Annotated in this window: 20 protein-coding genes; 10 read left to right on the plus strand and 10 right to left on the minus strand. The window is 43.6% G+C overall.

The features are described 5' to 3' along the window. Window positions 1-71: 71 nt before the first annotated feature. The 5 genes from ppc to DFP75_RS16590 all read left to right on the plus strand — a co-directional run bounded on the left by ppc (window position 72) and on the right by DFP75_RS16590 (window position 6,029). Window positions 72-2,702, plus strand: a complete 2,631-nt coding sequence (gene ppc / locus DFP75_RS16570) for a phosphoenolpyruvate carboxylase (RefSeq protein WP_110577165.1) — start codon at window positions 72-74, stop codon at window positions 2,700-2,702. A 224-nt stretch (window positions 2,703-2,926) separates the two neighbouring features. After that, window positions 2,927-3,583 carry an adenylate kinase gene (gene adk, locus DFP75_RS16575; protein ID WP_110577166.1) on the plus strand — a complete coding sequence of 219 codons (657 nt, stop codon included), beginning with the start codon at window positions 2,927-2,929 and terminating at the stop codon, window positions 3,581-3,583. A gap of 7 nt (window positions 3,584-3,590) precedes the next feature. Beyond that, complete coding sequence (gene tsaB, locus DFP75_RS16580; protein ID WP_110577167.1) at window positions 3,591-4,298, plus strand: tRNA (adenosine(37)-N6)-threonylcarbamoyltransferase complex dimerization subunit type 1 TsaB; 708 nt, start codon at window positions 3,591-3,593, stop codon at window positions 4,296-4,298. Between the two features lie 6 nt (window positions 4,299-4,304). Then, a complete protein-coding gene (locus DFP75_RS16585) occupies window positions 4,305-5,108 on the plus strand; it encodes an undecaprenyl-diphosphate phosphatase (RefSeq protein ID WP_110577168.1) in 804 nt (267 codons plus the stop codon). Between the two features lie 129 nt (window positions 5,109-5,237). Beyond that, on the plus strand, window positions 5,238-6,029 hold the full coding sequence (locus DFP75_RS16590; RefSeq protein WP_110577169.1) for a class I SAM-dependent methyltransferase: 792 nt from the start codon (window positions 5,238-5,240) through the stop codon (window positions 6,027-6,029). Between the two features lie 11 nt (window positions 6,030-6,040). On the opposite strand, the gene DFP75_RS16595 is transcribed toward DFP75_RS16590, so the two are convergent. Further along, window positions 6,041-6,253, minus strand: a complete 213-nt coding sequence (locus tag DFP75_RS16595) for a SlyX family protein (RefSeq protein ID WP_110577170.1) — start codon at window positions 6,251-6,253, stop codon at window positions 6,041-6,043. Between the two features lie 287 nt (window positions 6,254-6,540). Here DFP75_RS16595 and DFP75_RS18725 point away from each other — a divergent pair, with 287 nt between their 5' ends. Further along, entirely contained in the window at window positions 6,541-7,011 is a 471-nt protein-coding gene (locus DFP75_RS18725; RefSeq protein WP_110577171.1) for a cold-shock protein, read from the plus strand. 26 nt (window positions 7,012-7,037) lie between these two features. After that, window positions 7,038-7,535 carry a thiol peroxidase gene (gene tpx, locus DFP75_RS16605; protein ID WP_110577172.1) on the plus strand — a complete coding sequence of 166 codons (498 nt, stop codon included), beginning with the start codon at window positions 7,038-7,040 and terminating at the stop codon, window positions 7,533-7,535. A 90-nt stretch (window positions 7,536-7,625) separates the two neighbouring features. Here tpx and panD read toward each other — a convergent pair whose 3' ends face one another. The 4 genes from panD to dapE are packed head-to-tail and all read right to left on the minus strand — an operon-like array spanning window position 7,626 to window position 9,872. Continuing rightward, window positions 7,626-8,006: an aspartate 1-decarboxylase gene (gene panD, locus DFP75_RS16610; protein ID WP_110577173.1), complete on the minus strand. Its 381-nt coding sequence runs from the start codon at window positions 8,004-8,006 to the stop codon at window positions 7,626-7,628. A gap of 44 nt (window positions 8,007-8,050) precedes the next feature. Beyond that, entirely contained in the window at window positions 8,051-8,425 is a 375-nt protein-coding gene (locus DFP75_RS16615; protein WP_110577174.1) for a hypothetical protein, read from the minus strand. 4 nt (window positions 8,426-8,429) lie between these two features. Further along, window positions 8,430-8,696, minus strand: coding sequence for a hypothetical protein (locus DFP75_RS16620; protein ID WP_110577175.1), 267 nt, complete (start codon window positions 8,694-8,696; stop codon window positions 8,430-8,432). Window positions 8,697-8,726: 30 nt separating this feature from the next. Then, complete coding sequence (gene dapE, locus DFP75_RS16625; protein WP_110577176.1) at window positions 8,727-9,872, minus strand: succinyl-diaminopimelate desuccinylase; 1,146 nt, start codon at window positions 9,870-9,872, stop codon at window positions 8,727-8,729. 79 nt (window positions 9,873-9,951) lie between these two features. Here dapE and DFP75_RS16630 point away from each other — a divergent pair, with 79 nt between their 5' ends. Continuing rightward, window positions 9,952-10,146 carry a hypothetical protein gene (locus DFP75_RS16630; protein ID WP_110577177.1) on the plus strand — a complete coding sequence of 65 codons (195 nt, stop codon included), beginning with the start codon at window positions 9,952-9,954 and terminating at the stop codon, window positions 10,144-10,146. On the opposite strand, the gene DFP75_RS16635 is transcribed toward DFP75_RS16630, so the two are convergent. From DFP75_RS16635 to map, 5 genes are all read right to left on the minus strand, one after another. Beyond that, window positions 10,143-10,490 (minus strand): ArsC family reductase, encoded by a 348-nt coding sequence (locus DFP75_RS16635; RefSeq protein ID WP_110577178.1) that lies wholly within the window; start codon window positions 10,488-10,490, stop codon window positions 10,143-10,145. The two genes, DFP75_RS16630 and DFP75_RS16635, sit on opposite strands and share 4 nt — an antisense overlap. 58 nt (window positions 10,491-10,548) lie before the next feature. Next, window positions 10,549-11,586 (minus strand): 2,3,4,5-tetrahydropyridine-2,6-dicarboxylate N-succinyltransferase, encoded by a 1,038-nt coding sequence (gene dapD / locus DFP75_RS16640; protein WP_110577179.1) that lies wholly within the window; start codon window positions 11,584-11,586, stop codon window positions 10,549-10,551. Between the two features lie 44 nt (window positions 11,587-11,630). Continuing rightward, a complete protein-coding gene (gene dapC / locus DFP75_RS16645) occupies window positions 11,631-12,818 on the minus strand; it encodes a succinyldiaminopimelate transaminase (protein WP_110577180.1) in 1,188 nt (395 codons plus the stop codon). A gap of 6 nt (window positions 12,819-12,824) precedes the next feature. After that, window positions 12,825-15,518: a [protein-PII] uridylyltransferase gene (glnD, locus tag DFP75_RS16650; RefSeq protein WP_110577181.1), complete on the minus strand. Its 2,694-nt coding sequence runs from the start codon at window positions 15,516-15,518 to the stop codon at window positions 12,825-12,827. Between the two features lie 85 nt (window positions 15,519-15,603). Further along, the gene (gene map, locus DFP75_RS16655) at window positions 15,604-16,461 is read right to left on the minus strand and encodes a type I methionyl aminopeptidase (RefSeq protein WP_175404950.1); all 858 of its coding nucleotides are present in this window, start codon (window positions 16,459-16,461) and stop codon (window positions 15,604-15,606) included. 331 nt (window positions 16,462-16,792) lie between these two features. Between map and rpsB the strand changes: the two genes are divergently transcribed. Beyond that, window positions 16,793-17,527, plus strand: a complete 735-nt coding sequence (gene rpsB / locus DFP75_RS16660; protein ID WP_110577182.1) for a 30S ribosomal protein S2 — start codon at window positions 16,793-16,795, stop codon at window positions 17,525-17,527. Between the two features lie 85 nt (window positions 17,528-17,612). Then, entirely contained in the window at window positions 17,613-18,473 is an 861-nt protein-coding gene (gene tsf, locus DFP75_RS16665) for a translation elongation factor Ts (RefSeq protein WP_110577183.1), read from the plus strand. Window positions 18,474-18,514 lie beyond the last annotated feature (41 nt).

The following is an 18,514-nucleotide window of genomic DNA, read 5'->3' on the forward strand; positions in this document are numbered from 1 at the left end:
TTTGATTTTTGGTCGGATGATAAAAATACCTTTGAACACATAGGTGTTATTAGCAAGATAAGGAGGGTGCAGTGAGTGATCGTCAGGCGTCATTACGTGAAAATGTTAGGTTGCTAGGAGATTGTCTTGGCGAAAGCATGAGTAATCATTTAGGCGAAGGTTTTCTTGAGAAAGTAGAAAATATTCGAATGCTTTCAAAAGATGGGCGTCAATCAGGAGACTCAGCCGCTCTTATTCAAGCTTTAGAAGAGTTAGATGATAAAGAAATTGTTCCTGTCGCGCGGGCTTTCAACCAGTTTTTAAACTTATCTAATATCGCAGAGCAGTATCACCGAGTTCATCGTAGACGTACAAACGAGAGTTTGGGGGTTTATCATAATCCTGTAGGGGATTTATTGGCTCGCCTCGATAAGAAGAACTTTACCGCCGAGCAAATGATTGCTTCTTTGCAGTCTCAATCTATTGAATTAGTTCTCACAGCGCATCCTACGGAAGTGGTACGTCGATCTTTGATTCGTAAATACGACAATATTTCCACTGAGCTAGAAGCGCTTGATAAAGATAATATTCTGCCACTAGAAGAGACGAAACACATTCGTCGCCTGAAAGAAATCATCACTCAGGCTTGGCATACCGATGAAATCCGTGAAGAACGTCCGACTCCTGTAGATGAGGCTAAGTGGGGCTTTGCTGTTATTGAGCAGTCTTTATGGCAAGCAGTCCCTCGCTTTTTTCGCCAACTCGATGAGCAGTTTAGTAAGTTTTCAAAAGAAGACCGTTTGCCCTTAGATTTAGCGCCGATTCGTTTTGCAACTTGGATGGGTGGCGATAGAGATGGCAATCCAAATGTAACGCACACAGTAACAAAAGAAGTGGCTTTGTTGGCTCGCTGGATGGCGGCAGATCTTTACATCAAAGATCTGAATACACTGCGTTCTGAATTTTCTATGACCCAATGTAATGCCGCTTTGCGCGAACGCGTTGGGGACAGTGCGCAACCTTATCGCGAAGTCCTGCGTCACCTAGAAAATAAAATGCTAGCGACCAAAAATTGGGCGAAAGCGTGTTTGGAAGGTAAGCCAACAACTGATGAAGAGATATTTCTTGATATACAAGAGCTTAAGGACGATCTAATACTGTGTTATCAGTCTCTGTTAGATTGCGGTATGAAGGTTATTGCCAATGGTTCATTGCTTGACCTTATTCGTTGTGCAGCTACTTTTGGCGCAACGCTTGTGCGTTTGGATGTGCGTCAGGATGCCTCTCGCCATATTGATGCGCTGTCTGCCATTACTCGCTTCTATGGGTTGGGAGATTACGCCGAGTGGGATGAAGCTTCTCGCCAAGCTTTTTTGCTTACCGAACTAAATTCAAAACGTCCTCTTTTGCCTATGGAGTGGACGCCAACAGCCGAAGTTAAAGAAGTCCTCGATACGTTTAAAATGATTGCCAACGGTGAGCAGAATTCGTTCGGTTCTTATGTCATTTCAATGGCCAGTGCGCCTTCTGATGTGTTGGCTGTTGCTTTAATGCTGAAAGAGTCCGGTGTGGCCTTCCCGATGCGAATAGTGCCATTGTTTGAAACCCTTGCGGATTTGGATAATGCTGAGCCAATTATTGAGCAATTGTTCTCGTTGCCTTGGTACAAATCTTATATTAACGGTCATCAAGAGGTGATGATTGGTTATTCTGATTCGGCTAAAGATGCTGGCCAAATTGCGGCGACATGGGGGCAATATCGAGCGCAAGAGGCCTTGACGCGTCTTTGTAAGAAACATGGTATTCATCTGACCTTGTTCCATGGTCGTGGTGGTACCGTTGGTCGTGGCGGCGGCCCAGCTCATGTGGCGATTTTGTCCCAACCTCCAGGTTCGGTTAATGGTGCGATTCGTGTGACCGAGCAAGGTGAAATGATTCGCTTCAAATTTGGTATTCCTGACATCGCTGTTCGCTCTTTGGAATTGTATTGTTCTGCTGTTATGGAAGCGTCTTTGATACCTGCTGAAGCTCCGAAAGAGGAGTGGCGTGCCATTATGGATGAGATGGCGGAAGTGGGCATGAATCAATATCGCTCTATCGTTCGTGGTCATGAAGATTTTGTTCCTTACTTTAGGGCAACCACGCCGGAACAAGAGTTGGCTAAATTGCCTTTAGGTTCTCGTCCTGCCCGTCGCCGTTCAGACGGTGGCGTTGAAAGTTTGCGAGCAATTCCTTGGATTTTTGCGTGGATGCAAATTCGTCTGATGTTGCCGGCTTGGCTGGGTGCCGAGAGTGCATTGCAACAAGGCGTTGAATCCGGAAACTTAGAAAAGCTGCGCGAAATGCATAAAAAATGGCCTTTTTTTGGTGCTTACCTAGACATGCTCGACATGGTATTGGCAAAGGCTGAACCAGAAATTGCTGAATATTATGAGAAGCGTTTGGTTGGGGAAGAGCTTCAGGGATTAGGGCGATTATTACGGGGTAAGCTAAAGCAAGTGAGTGAGCTTGTGAAGATGCTTAAACAGCAAGAGCGCTTAATCGAAGACAACAAAACGATTCGTCAGTCTATCGATGTTCGTAACCCTTACATTGATCCATTGCACTATTTGCAGGCCGAGCTTTTGTATCGTAGTCGTAAGGACGAAGATAATGCAGAGGTCAACAAAGCTCTTATGATAACCATGGCGGGCATTGCCAGTGGTATGCAAAATACGGGCTAATTACAAATATGGTTGATAAATGCTCAATATGAGTAAGAAAAACATAAAAAAAGGCAGGTAAATTTGCATAAAGGATGGCTGCTTGGGTATGCTTGGCGGCCATTCAATTTATTAGTATGCAAATGGTGTAATTTTTCATAGTGCTGCCGTGCTTTTTGCACGTTGATGGTGCGCTGTGTCAGTTAGCCTTGCTTATCAGTTAACTCTGTCTTTTGGAGACGTTTATGCGAGTAATATTATTAGGTGCGCCAGGCGCTGGTAAAGGCACTCAAGCTCAATTTATTACAGAAGAGTTTGGTATTCCACAAATCTCTACTGGAGACATGCTGCGTGCCGCCGTGAAAGCAGGAAGCGAAATGGGTTTAAAAGCCAAAGCGGTTATGGACGCAGGTCAGCTTGTTTCAGATGATATTATTATTGGTTTGGTAAAAGAGCGCCTAACACAAGACGATTGTGTTAATGGTGCGTTGTTTGATGGTTTTCCTCGTACGATTCCTCAAGCGGATGCTCTAAAAGACGCTGGTGTTAAGATCGATTATGTTGTTGAAATCGATGTGCCAGATGAAGAGATTGTTAAGCGCATGAGTGGACGTCGTGTCCATGAAGCGTCAGGCCGTACATACCACATTGTGTACAACCCGCCGAAAGTAGAAGGTAAGGACGATGTAACAGGGGATGACCTTGTACAGCGTGCTGATGATACAGAAGAAACTGTTCGTCTTCGCTTAGGTGTTTACCATGATCAAACAGCGCCTCTGATTGGTTATTACCAAGATTGGCTGAAAGCAGATAGTGCAACTGCTCCTAAGTTCGTTAAAGTCAACGGTATTGGCGATTTGAATGAAATTAAGCAAAATCTTTTAGAATCACTAAAGGCTTAATGAGTTCATGTCGGTCATTTTAGCTCTTGATACCTCAACGCCTGCATGTTCTGTGGCGTTGAATTTGAATGGCGTTGTGTTAGAAGATTTTCGCATGGCGCCACGTCTTCATAATGATCTGATTCTTCCTATGGTCGATCAAATTCTAGACCAAGCTGGTATTACCCTGTTAGATCTAGATGCTATTGCATTTGGAAGAGGGCCCGGCTCTTTTACTGGTCTGAGAATAAGTGCGGGTGTTGTGCAGGGGCTTGCCTTTGGTGCTGATTTGCCTGTTATTCCTGTATCGACATTGGCGGCTCTATCTCTGGAAGGTTTTCAGAAAACCGGAAAAAATCGTTGGCTGGCTGCCCTTGATGCCCGTATGGGGGAGATTTACATGGGTGGTTGCACTGTTAATAAAGTGGAAGGCCGCTATGTAATAGAGTCATTGATTGATGAGTGTGTTGTGAAGCCCGAATCCCTAAAAGGTTTTACTGAACACTATAACGGCGTAGGTTCTGGCTGGTGTTATGAAGACATTCTTAGTTCATTAATGCCTGCTGCTCCAGAGTACATTTTAACGGATGCTGCCCCTCGAGCAGCATGTATTGCTGATCTAGCTATGCTTCAATTTCAACAGGGTGCGACGGTATCTTCTTATGAAGCAATACCGACCTATTTGAGAGATGAAATAAGCTGGGAAAAGCAAGCTCCAAGGATAGGAAAGCGATAACAAACTATGTTGTGGTATCACATTGTTTTTTTGGCAGTAATACAGGGTCTTACTGAGTTTCTGCCAATTTCAAGTTCTGCTCATTTAATTCTCCCAGCTCAATTACTTCATTGGCCAGACCAAGGTTTGGCCTTTGATGTCGCTGTTCATGTTGGCACTTTAATGGCCATCCTTGGCTATTTCAGGAAAGATATTTTTGCCATTGTTGTTGCTTGGTTTGTGTCCCTAAAGACTAGACAGTCTACACCTGAAAGTCGTCTAGCTTGGTGGATCGTGTTAGCTACCTTACCGGCTTGTGCAGCAGGTTTGCTGTTTGATGACTTTATCAGTACACACTTACGTTCTTTAGAGGTTATTGCGTATACCACTATCGGCTTTGGTGTTTTGCTTTGGTTGTCTGATAAATACGGTACATCGAATAAAACAGAGCGTGATTTCGGTATAAAGAGCGTTCTTTGTATTGGTTTTGCTCAAGCTCTTGCATTAATTCCTGGAACATCACGTTCCGGTATTACCATGACTGCTGCACGCTTTCTGGGATTTGGTCGTGAGGCAGCGGCAAAGTTTTCTTTTCTTCTGTCTATTCCGTTGATTTTAGCGGCTGGTGGTTTAAAGACGGTTGAACTGGCGTCATCTAATTTAGCCGTTGATTGGGGAAGTATTCTTGCTGGCGTTATTTTGTCGGCGATAAGTGCTTATTGTTGTATTTATCTGTTCCTAAAATGGCTAAACACGATTGGTTTTTTCCCTTTTTTCATATATCGCCTTGTTTTAGGCTTTATTCTTCTGTTTATCGTTTATATTTTATAAATGTGTATCTCTGTCGTGCTATAAAAAAGCGGCGGAATAAATGGAGAAAGGTTGACGGCCTACTGTTGTTTTAAATGGTAGGCTGAACCTATTTCAAGCCCGTTTCATGGTTTTCGGAGAGCGTTCCTTTTGCCTAATTCTATTGCTGTAGCAGCGTCTGATAAGCTTCTAGAGGCTGAATCTCGTTTGTTGTCAAAGTCACTTGATCTTAGCTTTATGTCTTTGCGTGATCCGATTAAATTTGTTTCTCAGTATGACTACCTCCTGCTTAATACAACGGAGGGACTGGCTATTGCAAAAACAGGGAAAGGGGCACCAAAGCCAGTTTATGTTGATTTTACCTCTGGTGCTGTTGATCACAGGCGGCGCTTTGGTGGTGGCAAAGGGCAGGATATAGCCAAAGCGGTTGGGTTGAATAAACGTGCTAACTTGTCTGTGTTAGATGCCACTGCTGGGTTAGGTCGTGATGCTTTTGTCTTAGCGTGTCTTGGTTGCTCTGTATCGCTGTGTGAGCGCGTTGGTTTTGTTAGGGCTATGTTGAAAGATGGCTTATATCGAGCGTCGTTTCATTGTGAAGTGGCTGAGATCGCAAAAAGAATGCAGCTGTTGGACACGGATATCACCGGCATCGATAGTGACGAAAAGTTTGATGTTGTGTATTTAGATCCTATGTACCCTCATACTGAAAAATCTTCTGCTGCGGCCAAAAAAGAAATGGCGTTCTTTAGAGACTTGGTTGGCAAGGATGAGGACGCAGATAGCTTATTTCCTTATGCCATGGCGTTAGCGGAGTACCGAGTGGTGGTTAAGCGACCAAAAGGGGCTCCTTATTTAAATAATGTCGAACCAACTTACCAATTGGAAGGAAAGTCGGGGCGATTCGACATTTATGTTCTAAAATCTCTAGATAGCTCAGAATAGCGCTCGAAGCGTTAATAGTGGGGAGGCTTATCTCCATCGTGAATAGGCTGTTGCTGTCGATAGGACTCCAACTGGTTTCCTAATAAGACGAGCTTTTCTTGAATTAGCAACATGTCTTTTTGTTGGCTGATTAAAGCTCGGTTTAAACTGTCAATTGTGTCTTCTTGAAATTGTAGTTTGAATTCTAATTCGTCGATGCGTTGATTGATTTGTGAGGTGTTCATAGATACCTTCTGTGTGTTAACCTTATGAAACTAAATTCGTATTTTATAAGCAATTCTATACAAATATATGATTTAGCTATTAGTCATTTTATGTGTAGAGTGGCGTGAAAATTGCTCTAAAATGAAGGTAAGTATTTTACTACTATCTTCTTTCGCTTCACACAGTGATTTTAAAAAGAGTTTAGTAATAATATTTATTTATTCACTATACGTACTAATACGGAGTCTGTTTTTCTAGGATGGCCTCCGCTTCACGATAATATTTAATTTAATAAGAGATATATTTTATGAATGATCATCAGGATAATGTTTCACATAACAAAGGGTCTTCTGTTGGTTCTGGTTTGTTTTCCCTGCGCACGTTTATCGTCAGCCTTGTTATCGCTTTGGTTGTACCTCTGCTTATTGCGGGCGTGCTAAAAGAAGAAATGGGTGCAAACTTCTTAGTGTATTTCGCCTTTATTCTAGTGTCTGTTTATGTTGGCGCTATGGTTAGCCAGGTCAGCTCCGCCAGTATGGACTCTGACTCTGATGAAGACGAAGATGATGACCGCGAGCAGGGGACTGTTAAGTGGTTTAATTCTTCAAAAGGCTTTGGCTTTTTAACGATGGAAAATGGTGATGATGTATTTGTTCATTACCGCGCTATCCGTGGCCGTGGTCGTCGCTTTCTTGTTGAAGGTCAGTTGGTGCGTTTTTACGTCACTGAAGGCGAGAAAGGCAAGCAAGCAGAAAACGTTTCTATTATTCGCGGTTAATTCTTTATTTAATTTAAGAGGTATGTATGGCAACTGTTACGTTAAAAGGTAATCCTTTTGAAACCGTTGGAACTCTTCCTGCTGTAGGTTCTGCAGCACCAGCATTTGAGTTGGTGAAAACGGATTTGTCTGTAGCTACTTTGGCCGATTACCAAGGCGCTAAGCTGGTTTTGAATATTTTTCCATCGGTTGATACACCGACTTGTGCCATGTCTATTCGTAAATTTAATGAATCTGCGGCAGCATTAAAAGGCGTGAATGTTATTTGCGTTTCTGCTGATCTGCCTTTTGCGGCAGCGCGCTTTTGTGGTGCAGAAGGTATTGATAATGTCGATACTGGTTCTACTTTCCGTTCAACGTTCGGCAAAGATTACGGTCTTGCTTTTGCAACAGGCCCGTTAACCGGTCTTTTGTCTCGTTCTGTGATTGTTTTGGATGAAAACGGTACTGTCATTTATACCGAGCAAGTTGCTGAAACAGCAGATGAACCTAACTATGAAGCTGCATTAGCCGCATTGGCGTAATTTGCGGTTGCATATAAAAAAGCCCCTTGCCTATTTTGGAAGGGGCTTTTTTTGTATTTCATGAAAGTAATTTTTTAAGTAGATATAAAATTAGTCTTTCTGTACTGGAATCGTGTTGGTGGTGCGCTCTACGCTATTGTCTTTGTTTAAATAGACGAGTTTAGGTTTGAATTCATCTGCTTCAGTTTCATCCAGTTGTCCATAGGCTGCGATGATCACTCTATCGCCTACTTGGACTTTTCTTGCTGCTGCGCCATTCATGGAAATTGTACCTGACCCTGATTCTGCTAGGATGACGTAGGTATGAAAGCGTTCACCATTATCAACGTTATAGATGTCTATTTGTTCAAACTCTCTGAATCCTGCTAGCTCAACCAAGTCTTTGTCTATTGCACAAGAACCGTCGTACCAAAGCTCAGCTTGAGTAACGCTGGCCATGTGGAGTTTGCCTTTTAGAAGTGTTATTTGCATGTATAAAAATCTCTAATAATATATTGCTGTTTTTGAGCAGCGCATTAATTCCAAATGAAAGGGCCTTCTTCGTGGCTATTAATGCGCCACCATTGGTCTGGATCTTGGTTGCCTTCTTCTTCCCATCCCTGAAAGTTGCAACGTATTTCACAGTTAAGGGCTTCAAATGCTTGCTTGGCGCAAGCAATATCGTCCTTCCAAGGGGTTTTGTCTGAGTCAAACCAGACAGAGGTGAAGCGCTTTCCTGCGGCTTGTTCTAAAATGGTGACGTCAATTTCATTAGTGTCTATGGCAATTGTCACTTTAGTGCAGAGTGACGAGGGGCTGCTTTTATCGATGATAGTAAAAGTGCTTTCTAGCCAAGATATGATTTTTTCTGTCGGGCAGGACAATACATATATTTCAATATCTGCTTGCATCGTTCTAATCCTTCTTGTTGATCATGTGGTAAATCCTGAGAACACTCATGCATATATAGCCAAATAAAGTCCAGAGCACCCCGCAGCCAGCGAGAATCAAGCCAAACAGCGCCATAATCTCTTGTGTGAGAGATTCTACAATAACGCGATCAGCAACCATGAGTATGAGTACCCCAAAAACAAACACAAGACCGCCTTGGATCATTTTGATCAGTGCTTGTCTAGGATTGTTTCCCAGTTTCATGGCTAATTTATGTATGGCGTTCTTCATGTTGGATTGAATGGGTGCTCTGCCTGTAGGCTACTTTTTTTCAGTAAAAAGATTTTCAAGTATACGAGCGTATATTGTCGAAAGCTGATTTAAGCTTTCAGCATCAACACACTCATTTACTTGATGGATTGTGGCGTTAATAGGGCCCAGTTCTACAACTTGTGTTCCCATTTTAGCGATAAATCGGCCATCAGAAGTGCCTCCTGACGTCGATAATTCAGGGGTGATATTGACGGTCGTTTTAACAGCCTCAACAATGGCATCAACAAGTTCGCCGGGGCGAGTTAAGAATGGTAAACCATTATAGGTCCATTCGATGTCATAGCGAAGGTTGTGCTTGTCTAGGATCTCAATTACGCGCGCTTTAAGCGCATCGAAGTCCAGCTCAGAAGAAAAGCGGAAGTTAAATTGAGCATTCAATTTACCTGGAACAACGTTGGTTGCACCTGTGCCAGACTGAATGTTGGATATTTGAAAGCTTGTTGGTGGAAAAAAGTCATTACCGTTGTCCCAGTGGGCTTTTGCCATTTCATCAAGTGCTGGCGCAGCTAGATGAATAGGGTTTTCTGCCAAATGAGGGTATGCAACGTGGCCTTGTTTTCCGTATATGGTTAAATCGCCACTGAATGAGCCTCGACGGCCATTTTTTATAATATCGCCCAGTGTTTTAGTGCTGGAAGGTTCGCCAACAATACACCAATCAACTTTTTCCTCTCGTTCTATAAGCGCATCGACCACTCGGGTTGTGCCGTCTACGAAAGGGCCTTCCTCGTCGCTGGTAATCAAAAAAGAGATTTGTCCTTGGTGATTTGGGTATTTAGCAACAAAATCTTCAACCGCTGTCACCATAGCAGCAAGGCTGCCTTTCATATCCGCAGCACCACGCCCATAAAGCATGCCATCTACAATGCTAGGAGAGAATGGCGGTATTTTCCATTCTGTTTCTGGTCCCGTTGGCACGACATCCGTGTGGCCTGCAAAACACAGGTTTGGCCCGGAAGTTCCGCGTTTTGCGTAGAAGTTCTTCACTTCTCCAAAGGGCATGTGTTCAATCTCGAAGCCAATGTTCTTTAGTCGCTCAATCATTAGATCCTGACAGCCGGCGTCTACTGGTGTCACTGATGGGCGAGAAATGAGATCTAGGGCAAGTTTTAGCGTTGGGGACAAGTCTGACATTCTTTACCTTTGTGTTGGTTTTCGCTACCTTATAGAAGATCCTGTTACTATAACAGGAGATTCGGATAAAGGTGGGCTTATGAAGTTAGGTGTTGTTGTTTTTTTAGGGTTGATTTCAGCTGGTTGCAGTCTTTTTGCGCCGCCTGTTACTCAAGAATCGTACTTTGTTCCTGTAATACGTTCTGATACCTCCAATTCTGCTTATGTACCAACTGTCACGCCAGACATACAGCGAAAAGAAATGCCTCGTATTTACACACCTGCTTTTGATTAAAGTAATTTTTCTGCGTATTCTTCGCTACTAAAGCCGAGTAAAAACTCTGAGTTGTCTAGCATTAATAGAGGTCGCTTAATAATAGATGGCTGAGCAAGCATAATGTTAACTGCTTTTTCGCTGTCTATTGTGTTTTTTACTTCATCGTCTAGCTTGCGCCACGTAGTGCCACGTTTATTAATGACGTTTTCCCAACCCAATGCCTCTACCCATGTCTTGGCCAATGTTTCATCAACACCTGCTTTTTTGTAGTCATGGAAGTGGTATTCAAGGTTGTTGTCATCAAGCCAGCGAAAGGCTTTTTTCATCGTATCGCAGTTTTTTATACCAAATATAGTAATCATAGCAAATTCCGTTAAAGGCCATTTTGATCTGCGCAAAATGGCCTTTTAGGTGTGGTTATTAGTTATGTGCGTGCAACGCTTCGTTTAACTCGATAGCGGTTTTGTTTGTCTTGCATTCGATTGCGCCAGTAGCAGAGTTGCGGCGGAATAGAAGGTCTGATTGGCCAGAAAGTTCGCGCGCTTTTACTGTTGATACAACTTGGTTGTTTTCATCCAAAACAGCGACTTTTGATCCAGCAGTAATGTAAAGACCAGATTCAACGATACAGCGGTCGCCAAGACCAATACCAATACCAGCATTAGCACCGATTAGACATTTTTCGCCAACAGCGATAACGATGTTGCCGCCGCCAGACAATGTGCCCATTGTTGAACAGCCACCACCAAGATCAGAACCATTACCGACCACTACACCAGCAGAAATACGTCCTTCCACCATGCTGTTGCCTAGAGTGCCTGCATTGAAGTTTACAAAACCTTCGTGCATGACGGTTGTGCCTTCTGCTAGATGAGCACCCAAACGCACGCGAGCAGCATCACCGACACGAATGCCAGCAGGAACGACGAAGTTCAACATTTTAGGGAATTTATCAACACTGAATACTTCTATTGTGCGTCCTTCCATGCGAGCGCTTAACTGACGATCAGCCAATTCTCGAACATCGATAGGGCCTTCGCTTGTCCATGCAGTATTGATTAGTAGGCCAAACATGCCATCCAATACGGTGTTGTGCGGTTGTACTAGACGGTGCGAAATAAGCTGCAGTTTTAAATACACTTCAGCAGGATTTGTTGGCGCTTCGTCTGTTGCAAGTATGCAAAGGATAACAGGCTTTGTAGATGCTTTTAGGCGAGAAGCTAGCTCGGCTTGCTCAATGTTTCCCGCTTTTAATAGGCTCATGTGAAGACGATTTAAGTCGCCCTCATCAAGTACCAATGTGCTATTTCCGCCTTCGTAGTTGGTGCTTTCTAGTAAAGCATCTAGCGTGCTTTTTTCAACGTTAAGGCTTGGTGTTGGGTAGAAAACTTCTAGCCAGTTGCCTTCTTTATTTTGTGCACCGATACCAAGTCCGAATGCGAAAATTGTGTTACTCATGTCTATTCTCCAACTGAGTTGTTTAACTAAAGGGGTTAGGGGTGTTATCGACGACTGAGGAAGTCTCTGATTCTTTTGGCTGCCTCAACGCACTCAGATTCTTCAGCAACCAGGGCCATACGAACATGTCTACTACCAGGATTGCGGCCATTGTCTTCTCTACCTAAATAGCTGCCAGGTAAAACTAAAACTGACTCTTCTTGATAAAGCGAGGTGCAAAATTCTTCATCTGTCATATTTAATTCAGGCCAGAGATAAAAACCAGCTTCAGGCTTTGAGATAGGCATTACAGGCGATAATATTTCCAAAACGGAATCAAATTTGCGAGTGTATATTTGGCGATTTTTGATGACATGCTCTTCATCATTCCAAGCGGCAATGGAGGCATCTTGATGGTGAATCGGCATGGCACACCCTTGATAGGTGCGATACAACAAAAATGGCTTAAGAATAGAGGCATCACCGGCAACAAACCCTGACCGAAGGCCAGGTAGATTAGAGCGCTTGGACAGAGACTGGAAGATTAGGCAGTGCTTATAATCTGTGTGACCCAGTTTATCGCAGGCTTCTAGTAAGCCCAGAGGTGGTTGGTCACCAAAGTAGATCTCTGAATAGCATTCATCTGCCACAATGGTGAAATTAAAGGTTTTGGCTTTTTCTATTAGGTAAGCGTATTCCTCTAGTGTCGTAATACTGCCACTTGGGTTGTTGGGCGAGCAGACAAACAGTACTTCACACTGTTGCCATACCTGATCACTAACTTCTTGGTAATTTACTCTGTAGTTTGTTTCTGCTCCACAGGGTAGGAAGTGTAGTTTTGCTCCAGCAAGTATCCCTGCACCTTCATAAATTTGATAAAACGGGTTTGGGCTGACGACAAGAGCGTTCTGTTTTTCACCAACCAGTGTTTGTGTGATAGCAAACAGTGCTTCACGGGTTCCTGTTACTGGCAGGATTTCTGTGTCTGGGTTAAGTGCCTTGAGGTTAAAGCGTTTAGTCGCCCAATTGCTAATTGCCTGTCTAAGAGGGAGCTCCCCCTTTGTACTTGGGTACTTGCTTACGCCAGCTAAGCTTTTGGCTAGGGTGTCTAAAACAATCGCAGGTGCTTCGTGTTGAGGCTCGCCAATGGTTAATTTAATCAATGGCTTTTCTGGATTTGGTGCTAACCCTTCTATTAGCTCTGCGAGCTTCTGAAATGGGTATGGGTGCAAAGAATGTATAAGAGGGTTCATTTGTCTTTAGTCCATTGCTTGAGAGAAACGATCTATTTTCTCTTTTAAAAGTTCGCAGATAGTATTCATGTTATCAGGGTCGGTAATTAGATCACCATTTTCATCCGTGATGTAAAAGGTGTCTTCTACTCGTTCGCCTAAAGTGGCGATTTTAGCCTTGTGTAACATGATGTTGTGGTTCATAAAAAACTGTCCAACTAACGCCAATAGCCCCGGTCTGTCTGGAGCGGTTATTTCGAGTGCCGACCATACTTCTTCTGGTTGGCTAACAAAATGAGCGGTTGAAGGAGAGTTAAATATTTTCAAAATTCTTGGCGTATGGCGTTGTACCACACTTTCAAACATTGAAGGCGTTTCTAATTGCTCCATCAAGGTTTTGCGAATCAGGGTGATACGTTCCTTGTCTAGATGCAAGTTGGTTTCGTTGTCATTGCTGTCCATCACGACAAAGCTATCTAGGCTGTAGTTGTCACTAGTATGACTTATTTTTGCATCTAAAATGGTTAAGCCCAATTGCTCGAAAGTCGCCGCGGTTACCGCAAAGAGGTGCTTACTAATTGGGGTGTAGATGAAAATTTTACTGGCACCAGAGAAATTGCGTCCACCCAGAGGGGTGATGGCAATCAGAGGTTTGTCGCTTGGGCGATGGCGTAAGATTGCCTCTGTGTTCCAAGCAATTTCGTCACCGTTTGAGCGAATGAAATATTCCTCTTCAATGGTTTCCCATATATTTTCTGCTTCCATGATATCGACATTACGCTCAATCATGATTTCTAAAGCTCGTTGTTTATGCTCATCGCTGATCATGTCTGCATCGATAGGAAAATCCAGCCCGCGGCGAAGGGCGCGTTTGGTTTCCAGATACAATTGGCGCATTAATGATGCACGCCAGCTGTTCCACATCGTTGGGTTCGTCGCATTTATGTCGGCGACGGTGAGTATAAATAAATAATCTAGGTGCTCTTGGTCTTTAACGTAGCTAGCAAACTCCCAGATGACTTCTGGGTCGGAGATGTCTTTGCGCTGAGCCGTTACCGACATAAATAGGTGATTTCGAACCAGCCAGACAACCAGTTCAGTATCCCTTTTAGATAGACCATGGCGTTCACAGAAAGCTTGAGCATCGACACAGCCAAGCTCAGAATGATCTCCCCCACGACCTTTGGCGATATCGTGATATAAGCCTGCTATGTATAAAAGCTCAACTTTTGCTATGTGTCGAATGGCTTGTGCGGAAATCGGAAACTTTTGCTTAAACTCAGGTAGCCAAAGGCGACGCAAGTTTTCAACAAGTTGAAGGGTGTGGGCATCAACGGTATAAATATGAAATAAGTCATGCTGCATTTGACCAATAATGGCGCCAAACTCAGGCAAATATCTGCCTAGTAGTCCAAGGTGTTTCATTGACCTTAAGATGCTTGTCAGTCTGTAGCGACTGGCAATGATGTCGAGGAATAGGTCTGTATTGACTTTGTCATTTCTAAAGTCGTCGTCAATCAAGTCTAAACTGTCGCGAAGTTGTCGCATGGTATTAGCTCGAATGCCTTTTATATTTTCATACTCTCCATATAAAACGTACAGCTCCAGCATGCTGGAAGGTGTGTCGCTAAATAGTGTTGCAGAGCGTGCTTCAAGTTGACCATTGGCAATTTGAAAGTGATCGTTAATGATTTCGACTGTATCTACCGCGTCTTTTGCTAAGAAAGATTCTTCGAAATGCTGAAGGAGCAAGTCGTTTAGTTGTTGGATGGCGGCAACGCTCTGATAGTAGCCTTGCATGAAGCGTTCAACGTTGCGCTTCAGGTCATCATCATCAAAGCCAAATAATTTGGTTAAGGTGCGCTGGTGGTCAAAAAGTAAGCGATCTTCTTTGCGCCCTGCAACCATGTGTAGAGCCCATCTGACTCTCCAAAGATGGCTGACGGCACCCTTTATTTGTATGTACTCATCTTCTGACAAAAACTCTTTTTCGATGAGGGCGCTAAGTCTGTTAGTGTGCAGGTGACGTTTAGCAACCCAATCGATCACTTGCATGTCCCTAAGTCCACCAGGGCATTCTTTTAGGTTGGGTTCTAAGTTGTATGCTGTGTTCTGGTATTTTGCATGGCGCTGCTTTTGCTCTGCCAGCTTGGCCTGATAAAAAGAGTGCCCATCCCACATTTGCGAGATATCTACATGCAATTTGAGTGTGGCTAATAGGTCATCAGGGCCGATCAATGTGCGAGATTCGATTAAATTTGTGATAACCGTGATGTCTTTTGCTGCCATTTCGGTGCATTCGTCAATGGTTCTGACGCTATGGCCGACATCTAAATTAATATCCCACAAGAAGGTGATGAATGACTCTATTTTATCTTTGGGAGCCAGTGTTTCATTTTTGATCAGAATGAGTAGGTCTATGTCTGATTTCGGGTGCAGCTCTCCGCGGCCGTATCCGCCAACCGCAACAAGGCTTACATGAGCTTCGTTGTCTAACCCCTTAGATATCCATGCTGCCTGCATGATTTCGTCATAAAGACAGGATAGGCCTTTAACGAGTTTCTCAATGGGGTATAGAGAATGAAAAAGGTCATTATAGCTGTTCGTTTTTTCTTCAATAATGGCTTTGTAGCGGGGAATCGAACAGCCCGTTTTGGAAAGTTCGTTTTTTTCTTCCGTTGTCAGTAGTGGCGGAGCGTCTGGAAAAGCAGGGAAGTCCATACAAAAGCCTCGAAGAATGAATCGTTGTTATTGGTGTTTGTGAAGTCAGCCGTGAATTATTTAATCATGTATTAGCTCGCTTCTCTTATGAGAAGCGAGTTTCTTCTGGTCGACGAGTTAGTACTTCAACGCCATCAGCAGTAACGAGCAAGGTGTGTTCGTATTGTGCAGACAGTCGCCCGTCTTTGGTTTTTGCAATCCAGTTGTCTGGTCCAGTGTGTTTAACTTGTTTTTTGCCAGCGTTGATCATTGGCTCAATCGTCAGGGTCATGCCTTCTTCCAGTATCACGCCTGTACCTGGTGTACCATAATGGGCAACCTGAGGTTCGCCGTGGAAGGTCGTTCCAACGCCGTGTCCGCAGTATTCTTCAACAACTGAATAGTGGTGTTTGTGTGCGTAGGCTGAAATGGCTGCGCCAATATCACCTAGGCGGGCGCCAGGCTTAACCATATCAATGGCAAGGTAAAGTGCCTCTTGCGTGACTTTTGCAAGTCGTTCTGCGTGAGGAAGAGCTGGGCCAGCAAAGAACATTTTGCTCGTATCACCATAGTAGCCATCTTTTATGATAGTGATGTCGATGTTTACTACATCGCCTTTTTTTAAGGCTTTATCATTTGGAATGCCATGGCATATAACATCGTTGACTGATGTGCAGCAGGACTTGGGAAAGCCATGGTAGTTCAAAGGTGCAGGAATGGCGCCTTGCTCTTTAATGATGTAATTGTGAGCAATAATGTCTAGTTGTTCGGTTGTCACACCTGGAACAACAAACTCTTCCAGCATCACTAAAACGTCAGCGGCTAATTTGCCTGCTGTACGCATGCCTTCAATATCGCTTATGTCTGTGAAGCGCGTTGAAGCTGGGCGCGGAGTCCAGCTAGGCGCGTCAACTCGACCATCTTTGGTTAATGCTTCGACTTTTTCTAAGATTTCGTTGCTCATGATTCACGTGTCTTAATTTGGTTTATGTCTACATAGAAACGGGGTTGCGAAGTATTCTACATGACTTGAGCGGTAGAATCGCCTCTCTAAATGAAAAAAACGTGCAGATGATGGGGTGTAAAAAATACGCTCAGGTCTTTTGGTTTGGGGTTAAATGTGGTATAAAACGCCGGCTTATCAGGCTTGTGCCTGAAATAAGTGAAATTACTTAAATCAACGATCTTGCCGCTATTAAAGAAAGTGTCTTGGGTGTCTTAGGTTGCCTTAAACCTTATATGACTGACGCTTTTAGCTGGTAAGCATAAACAACCCAAATTTAAAGGATAGTAAAATGCCTACAGTTTCTATGCGCGACCTATTATTGGTTGGTTCACACTTCGGTCACCAAACTCGTTACTGGAACCCAAAAATGAAGCCTTTCATTTTCGGTGCTCGTAACAAGATTCACATCATTAACCTTGAGCACACAGTTCCAGCTCTTAACAACGCTCTTGAGCTTGTTAAAAAAATGGCTGAAAACAAGAACAAGGTTTTGTTTGTTGGTACTAAGCGTGCTGCATCTAAAACGATCAAAGAGCAAGCTGCTCGCTCTGGTATGCCATACGTTAACCACCGTTGGTTAGGTGGTATGTTGACTAACTACAAAACTATTCGTGCATCTATCAAGCGCCTACGTGAGCTTGAAACACAAATGTCCGATGGTACTTTTGATAAGCTGACTAAGAAAGAAGCTTTGATGCGTACTCGTGAGCTTGATAAATTGGAGCTTTCTATGGGTGGTATCAAGGATATGGGCGGCCTTCCAGATGTATTGTTCGTAGTTGACGTTGACCATGAACGTATTGCAATCAAAGAAGCTAACAAATTAGGTATTCCTGTTATCGGTATCGTCGATACTAACAGTGATCCAGATGGTGTTGATTACATCATCCCAGCTAACGATGACGCGATTCGCGCTGTTCAGTTGTACGTAGGCGCTTTTGCTGATGCTGTTCTTGAAGGTCGTAATGCGACTGCTGGAACTGCAGATGAATTCGTTGAAGTAAGCGAAGCAACTGAAGCGTAAGTAAACTTTCTAGTTTACTCTGGTTTCTAAAGGGAGGTGTCTTGCCTCCTTTTTTAAATTTGAATTGGTATAAAGAGGATTTAACATGGCCGCAGTATCTGCAGCATTGGTAAAAGAGCTACGTGATCGTACTGGCCTAGGCATGATGGAGTGTAAAAAAGCACTTGTCGCTGCTAACGCTGATATCGAAGTGGCTATCGAAGAACTACGTAAATCAAGTGGCATGAAGGCAGCTAAAAAAGCTGGCCGTACTGCAGCTGAAGGTACAATCATTATGCGTGTAGCTGATGATGCATCTTACGGTGTCTTGGTTGAAGTTAACTCTGAAACTGACTTCGCTTCTCGTGACGAAGGTTTCATCTCTTTCGCTAATAAAGTAGCTGACGTTGTGTTTGCAACGAAAGAAACTGACATGGAGAAAGTGATTTCAGGCGAAATGCTTGAAGCTCGTGAAGCTTTGGTTCAAAAAATCGGTGAAAACATCACACCTCGTCGTGCTGTTATCGTTGAGGGCGGTTTAGTAGGTGGTTACCTTCACGGTAATGGCCAAATCGCTGTATTGACTCAGCTTGAAGGCGGCGACGCTGAATTGGCTAAAGATGTTTCTATGCACGTAGCTGCAGTATCTCCTCGCGTTGTTAACGGTGAAGATATGCCTGCTGAAGTTCTTGCAAAAGAAGAAGAGATTGTTCGTGCGCAGCCAGACATGGCTGGTAAACCAGCAGAAATCGTTGATAAAATGATTGTTGGTCGTATGAAGAAGTTCTTGGCTGAAAACAGCTTGACTGAACAGCCTTTCGTTAAGAATCCAGAAGTTAAAGTTGGTCAGCTAGTTAAAGACGCTGGCGCAACCGTTACTTCATTCATTCGCCTTGAAGTAGGTGAAGGTATTGAAGTTGCTGAAGTGGATTTTGCAGCAGAAGTAGCAGCACAACTTAAAGGTTAATTCCTAGTTGTAATGTCTTGCGAAAAAAAAAGGGGCAGCTT

The sequence above is a fragment of the Marinomonas alcarazii genome, assembly GCF_003208215.1.
Taxonomy (GTDB): Bacteria; Pseudomonadota; Gammaproteobacteria; order Pseudomonadales; family Marinomonadaceae; genus Marinomonas; species Marinomonas alcarazii.

Excerpts from the sequence above, each read along its gene's own strand:
- tpx (WP_110577172.1), top strand. The coding sequence starts at position 7,038 with ATGGCAACTGTTACGTTAAAAGGTAATCCTTTTGAAACCGTTGGAACT.
- DFP75_RS16595 (WP_110577170.1), bottom strand. The coding sequence starts at position 6,253 with ATGAACACCTCACAAATCAATCAACGCATCGACGAATTAGAATTCAAA.
- glnD (WP_110577181.1), bottom strand. The coding sequence starts at position 15,518 with ATGGACTTCCCTGCTTTTCCAGACGCTCCGCCACTACTGACAACGGAA.
- tsf (WP_110577183.1), top strand. The coding sequence starts at position 17,613 with ATGGCCGCAGTATCTGCAGCATTGGTAAAAGAGCTACGTGATCGTACT.
- tsaB (WP_110577167.1), top strand. The coding sequence starts at position 3,591 with ATGTCGGTCATTTTAGCTCTTGATACCTCAACGCCTGCATGTTCTGTG.
- dapC (WP_110577180.1), bottom strand. The coding sequence starts at position 12,818 with ATGAACCCTCTTATACATTCTTTGCACCCATACCCATTTCAGAAGCTC.
- DFP75_RS16615 (WP_110577174.1), bottom strand. The coding sequence starts at position 8,425 with ATGCAAGCAGATATTGAAATATATGTATTGTCCTGCCCGACAGAAAAA.
- DFP75_RS16635 (WP_110577178.1), bottom strand. The coding sequence starts at position 10,490 with ATGATTACTATATTTGGTATAAAAAACTGCGATACGATGAAAAAAGCC.
- DFP75_RS16630 (WP_110577177.1), top strand. The coding sequence starts at position 9,952 with ATGAAGTTAGGTGTTGTTGTTTTTTTAGGGTTGATTTCAGCTGGTTGC.
- DFP75_RS16585 (WP_110577168.1), top strand. The coding sequence starts at position 4,305 with ATGTTGTGGTATCACATTGTTTTTTTGGCAGTAATACAGGGTCTTACT.
- DFP75_RS16620 (WP_110577175.1), bottom strand. The coding sequence starts at position 8,696 with ATGAAGAACGCCATACATAAATTAGCCATGAAACTGGGAAACAATCCT.
- map (WP_175404950.1), bottom strand. The coding sequence starts at position 16,461 with ATGAGCAACGAAATCTTAGAAAAAGTCGAAGCATTAACCAAAGATGGT.
- adk (WP_110577166.1), top strand. The coding sequence starts at position 2,927 with ATGCGAGTAATATTATTAGGTGCGCCAGGCGCTGGTAAAGGCACTCAA.
- rpsB (WP_110577182.1), top strand. The coding sequence starts at position 16,793 with ATGCCTACAGTTTCTATGCGCGACCTATTATTGGTTGGTTCACACTTC.
- dapE (WP_110577176.1), bottom strand. The coding sequence starts at position 9,872 with ATGTCAGACTTGTCCCCAACGCTAAAACTTGCCCTAGATCTCATTTCT.
- DFP75_RS18725 (WP_110577171.1), top strand. The coding sequence starts at position 6,541 with ATGAATGATCATCAGGATAATGTTTCACATAACAAAGGGTCTTCTGTT.
- dapD (WP_110577179.1), bottom strand. The coding sequence starts at position 11,586 with ATGAGTAACACAATTTTCGCATTCGGACTTGGTATCGGTGCACAAAAT.
- panD (WP_110577173.1), bottom strand. The coding sequence starts at position 8,006 with ATGCAAATAACACTTCTAAAAGGCAAACTCCACATGGCCAGCGTTACT.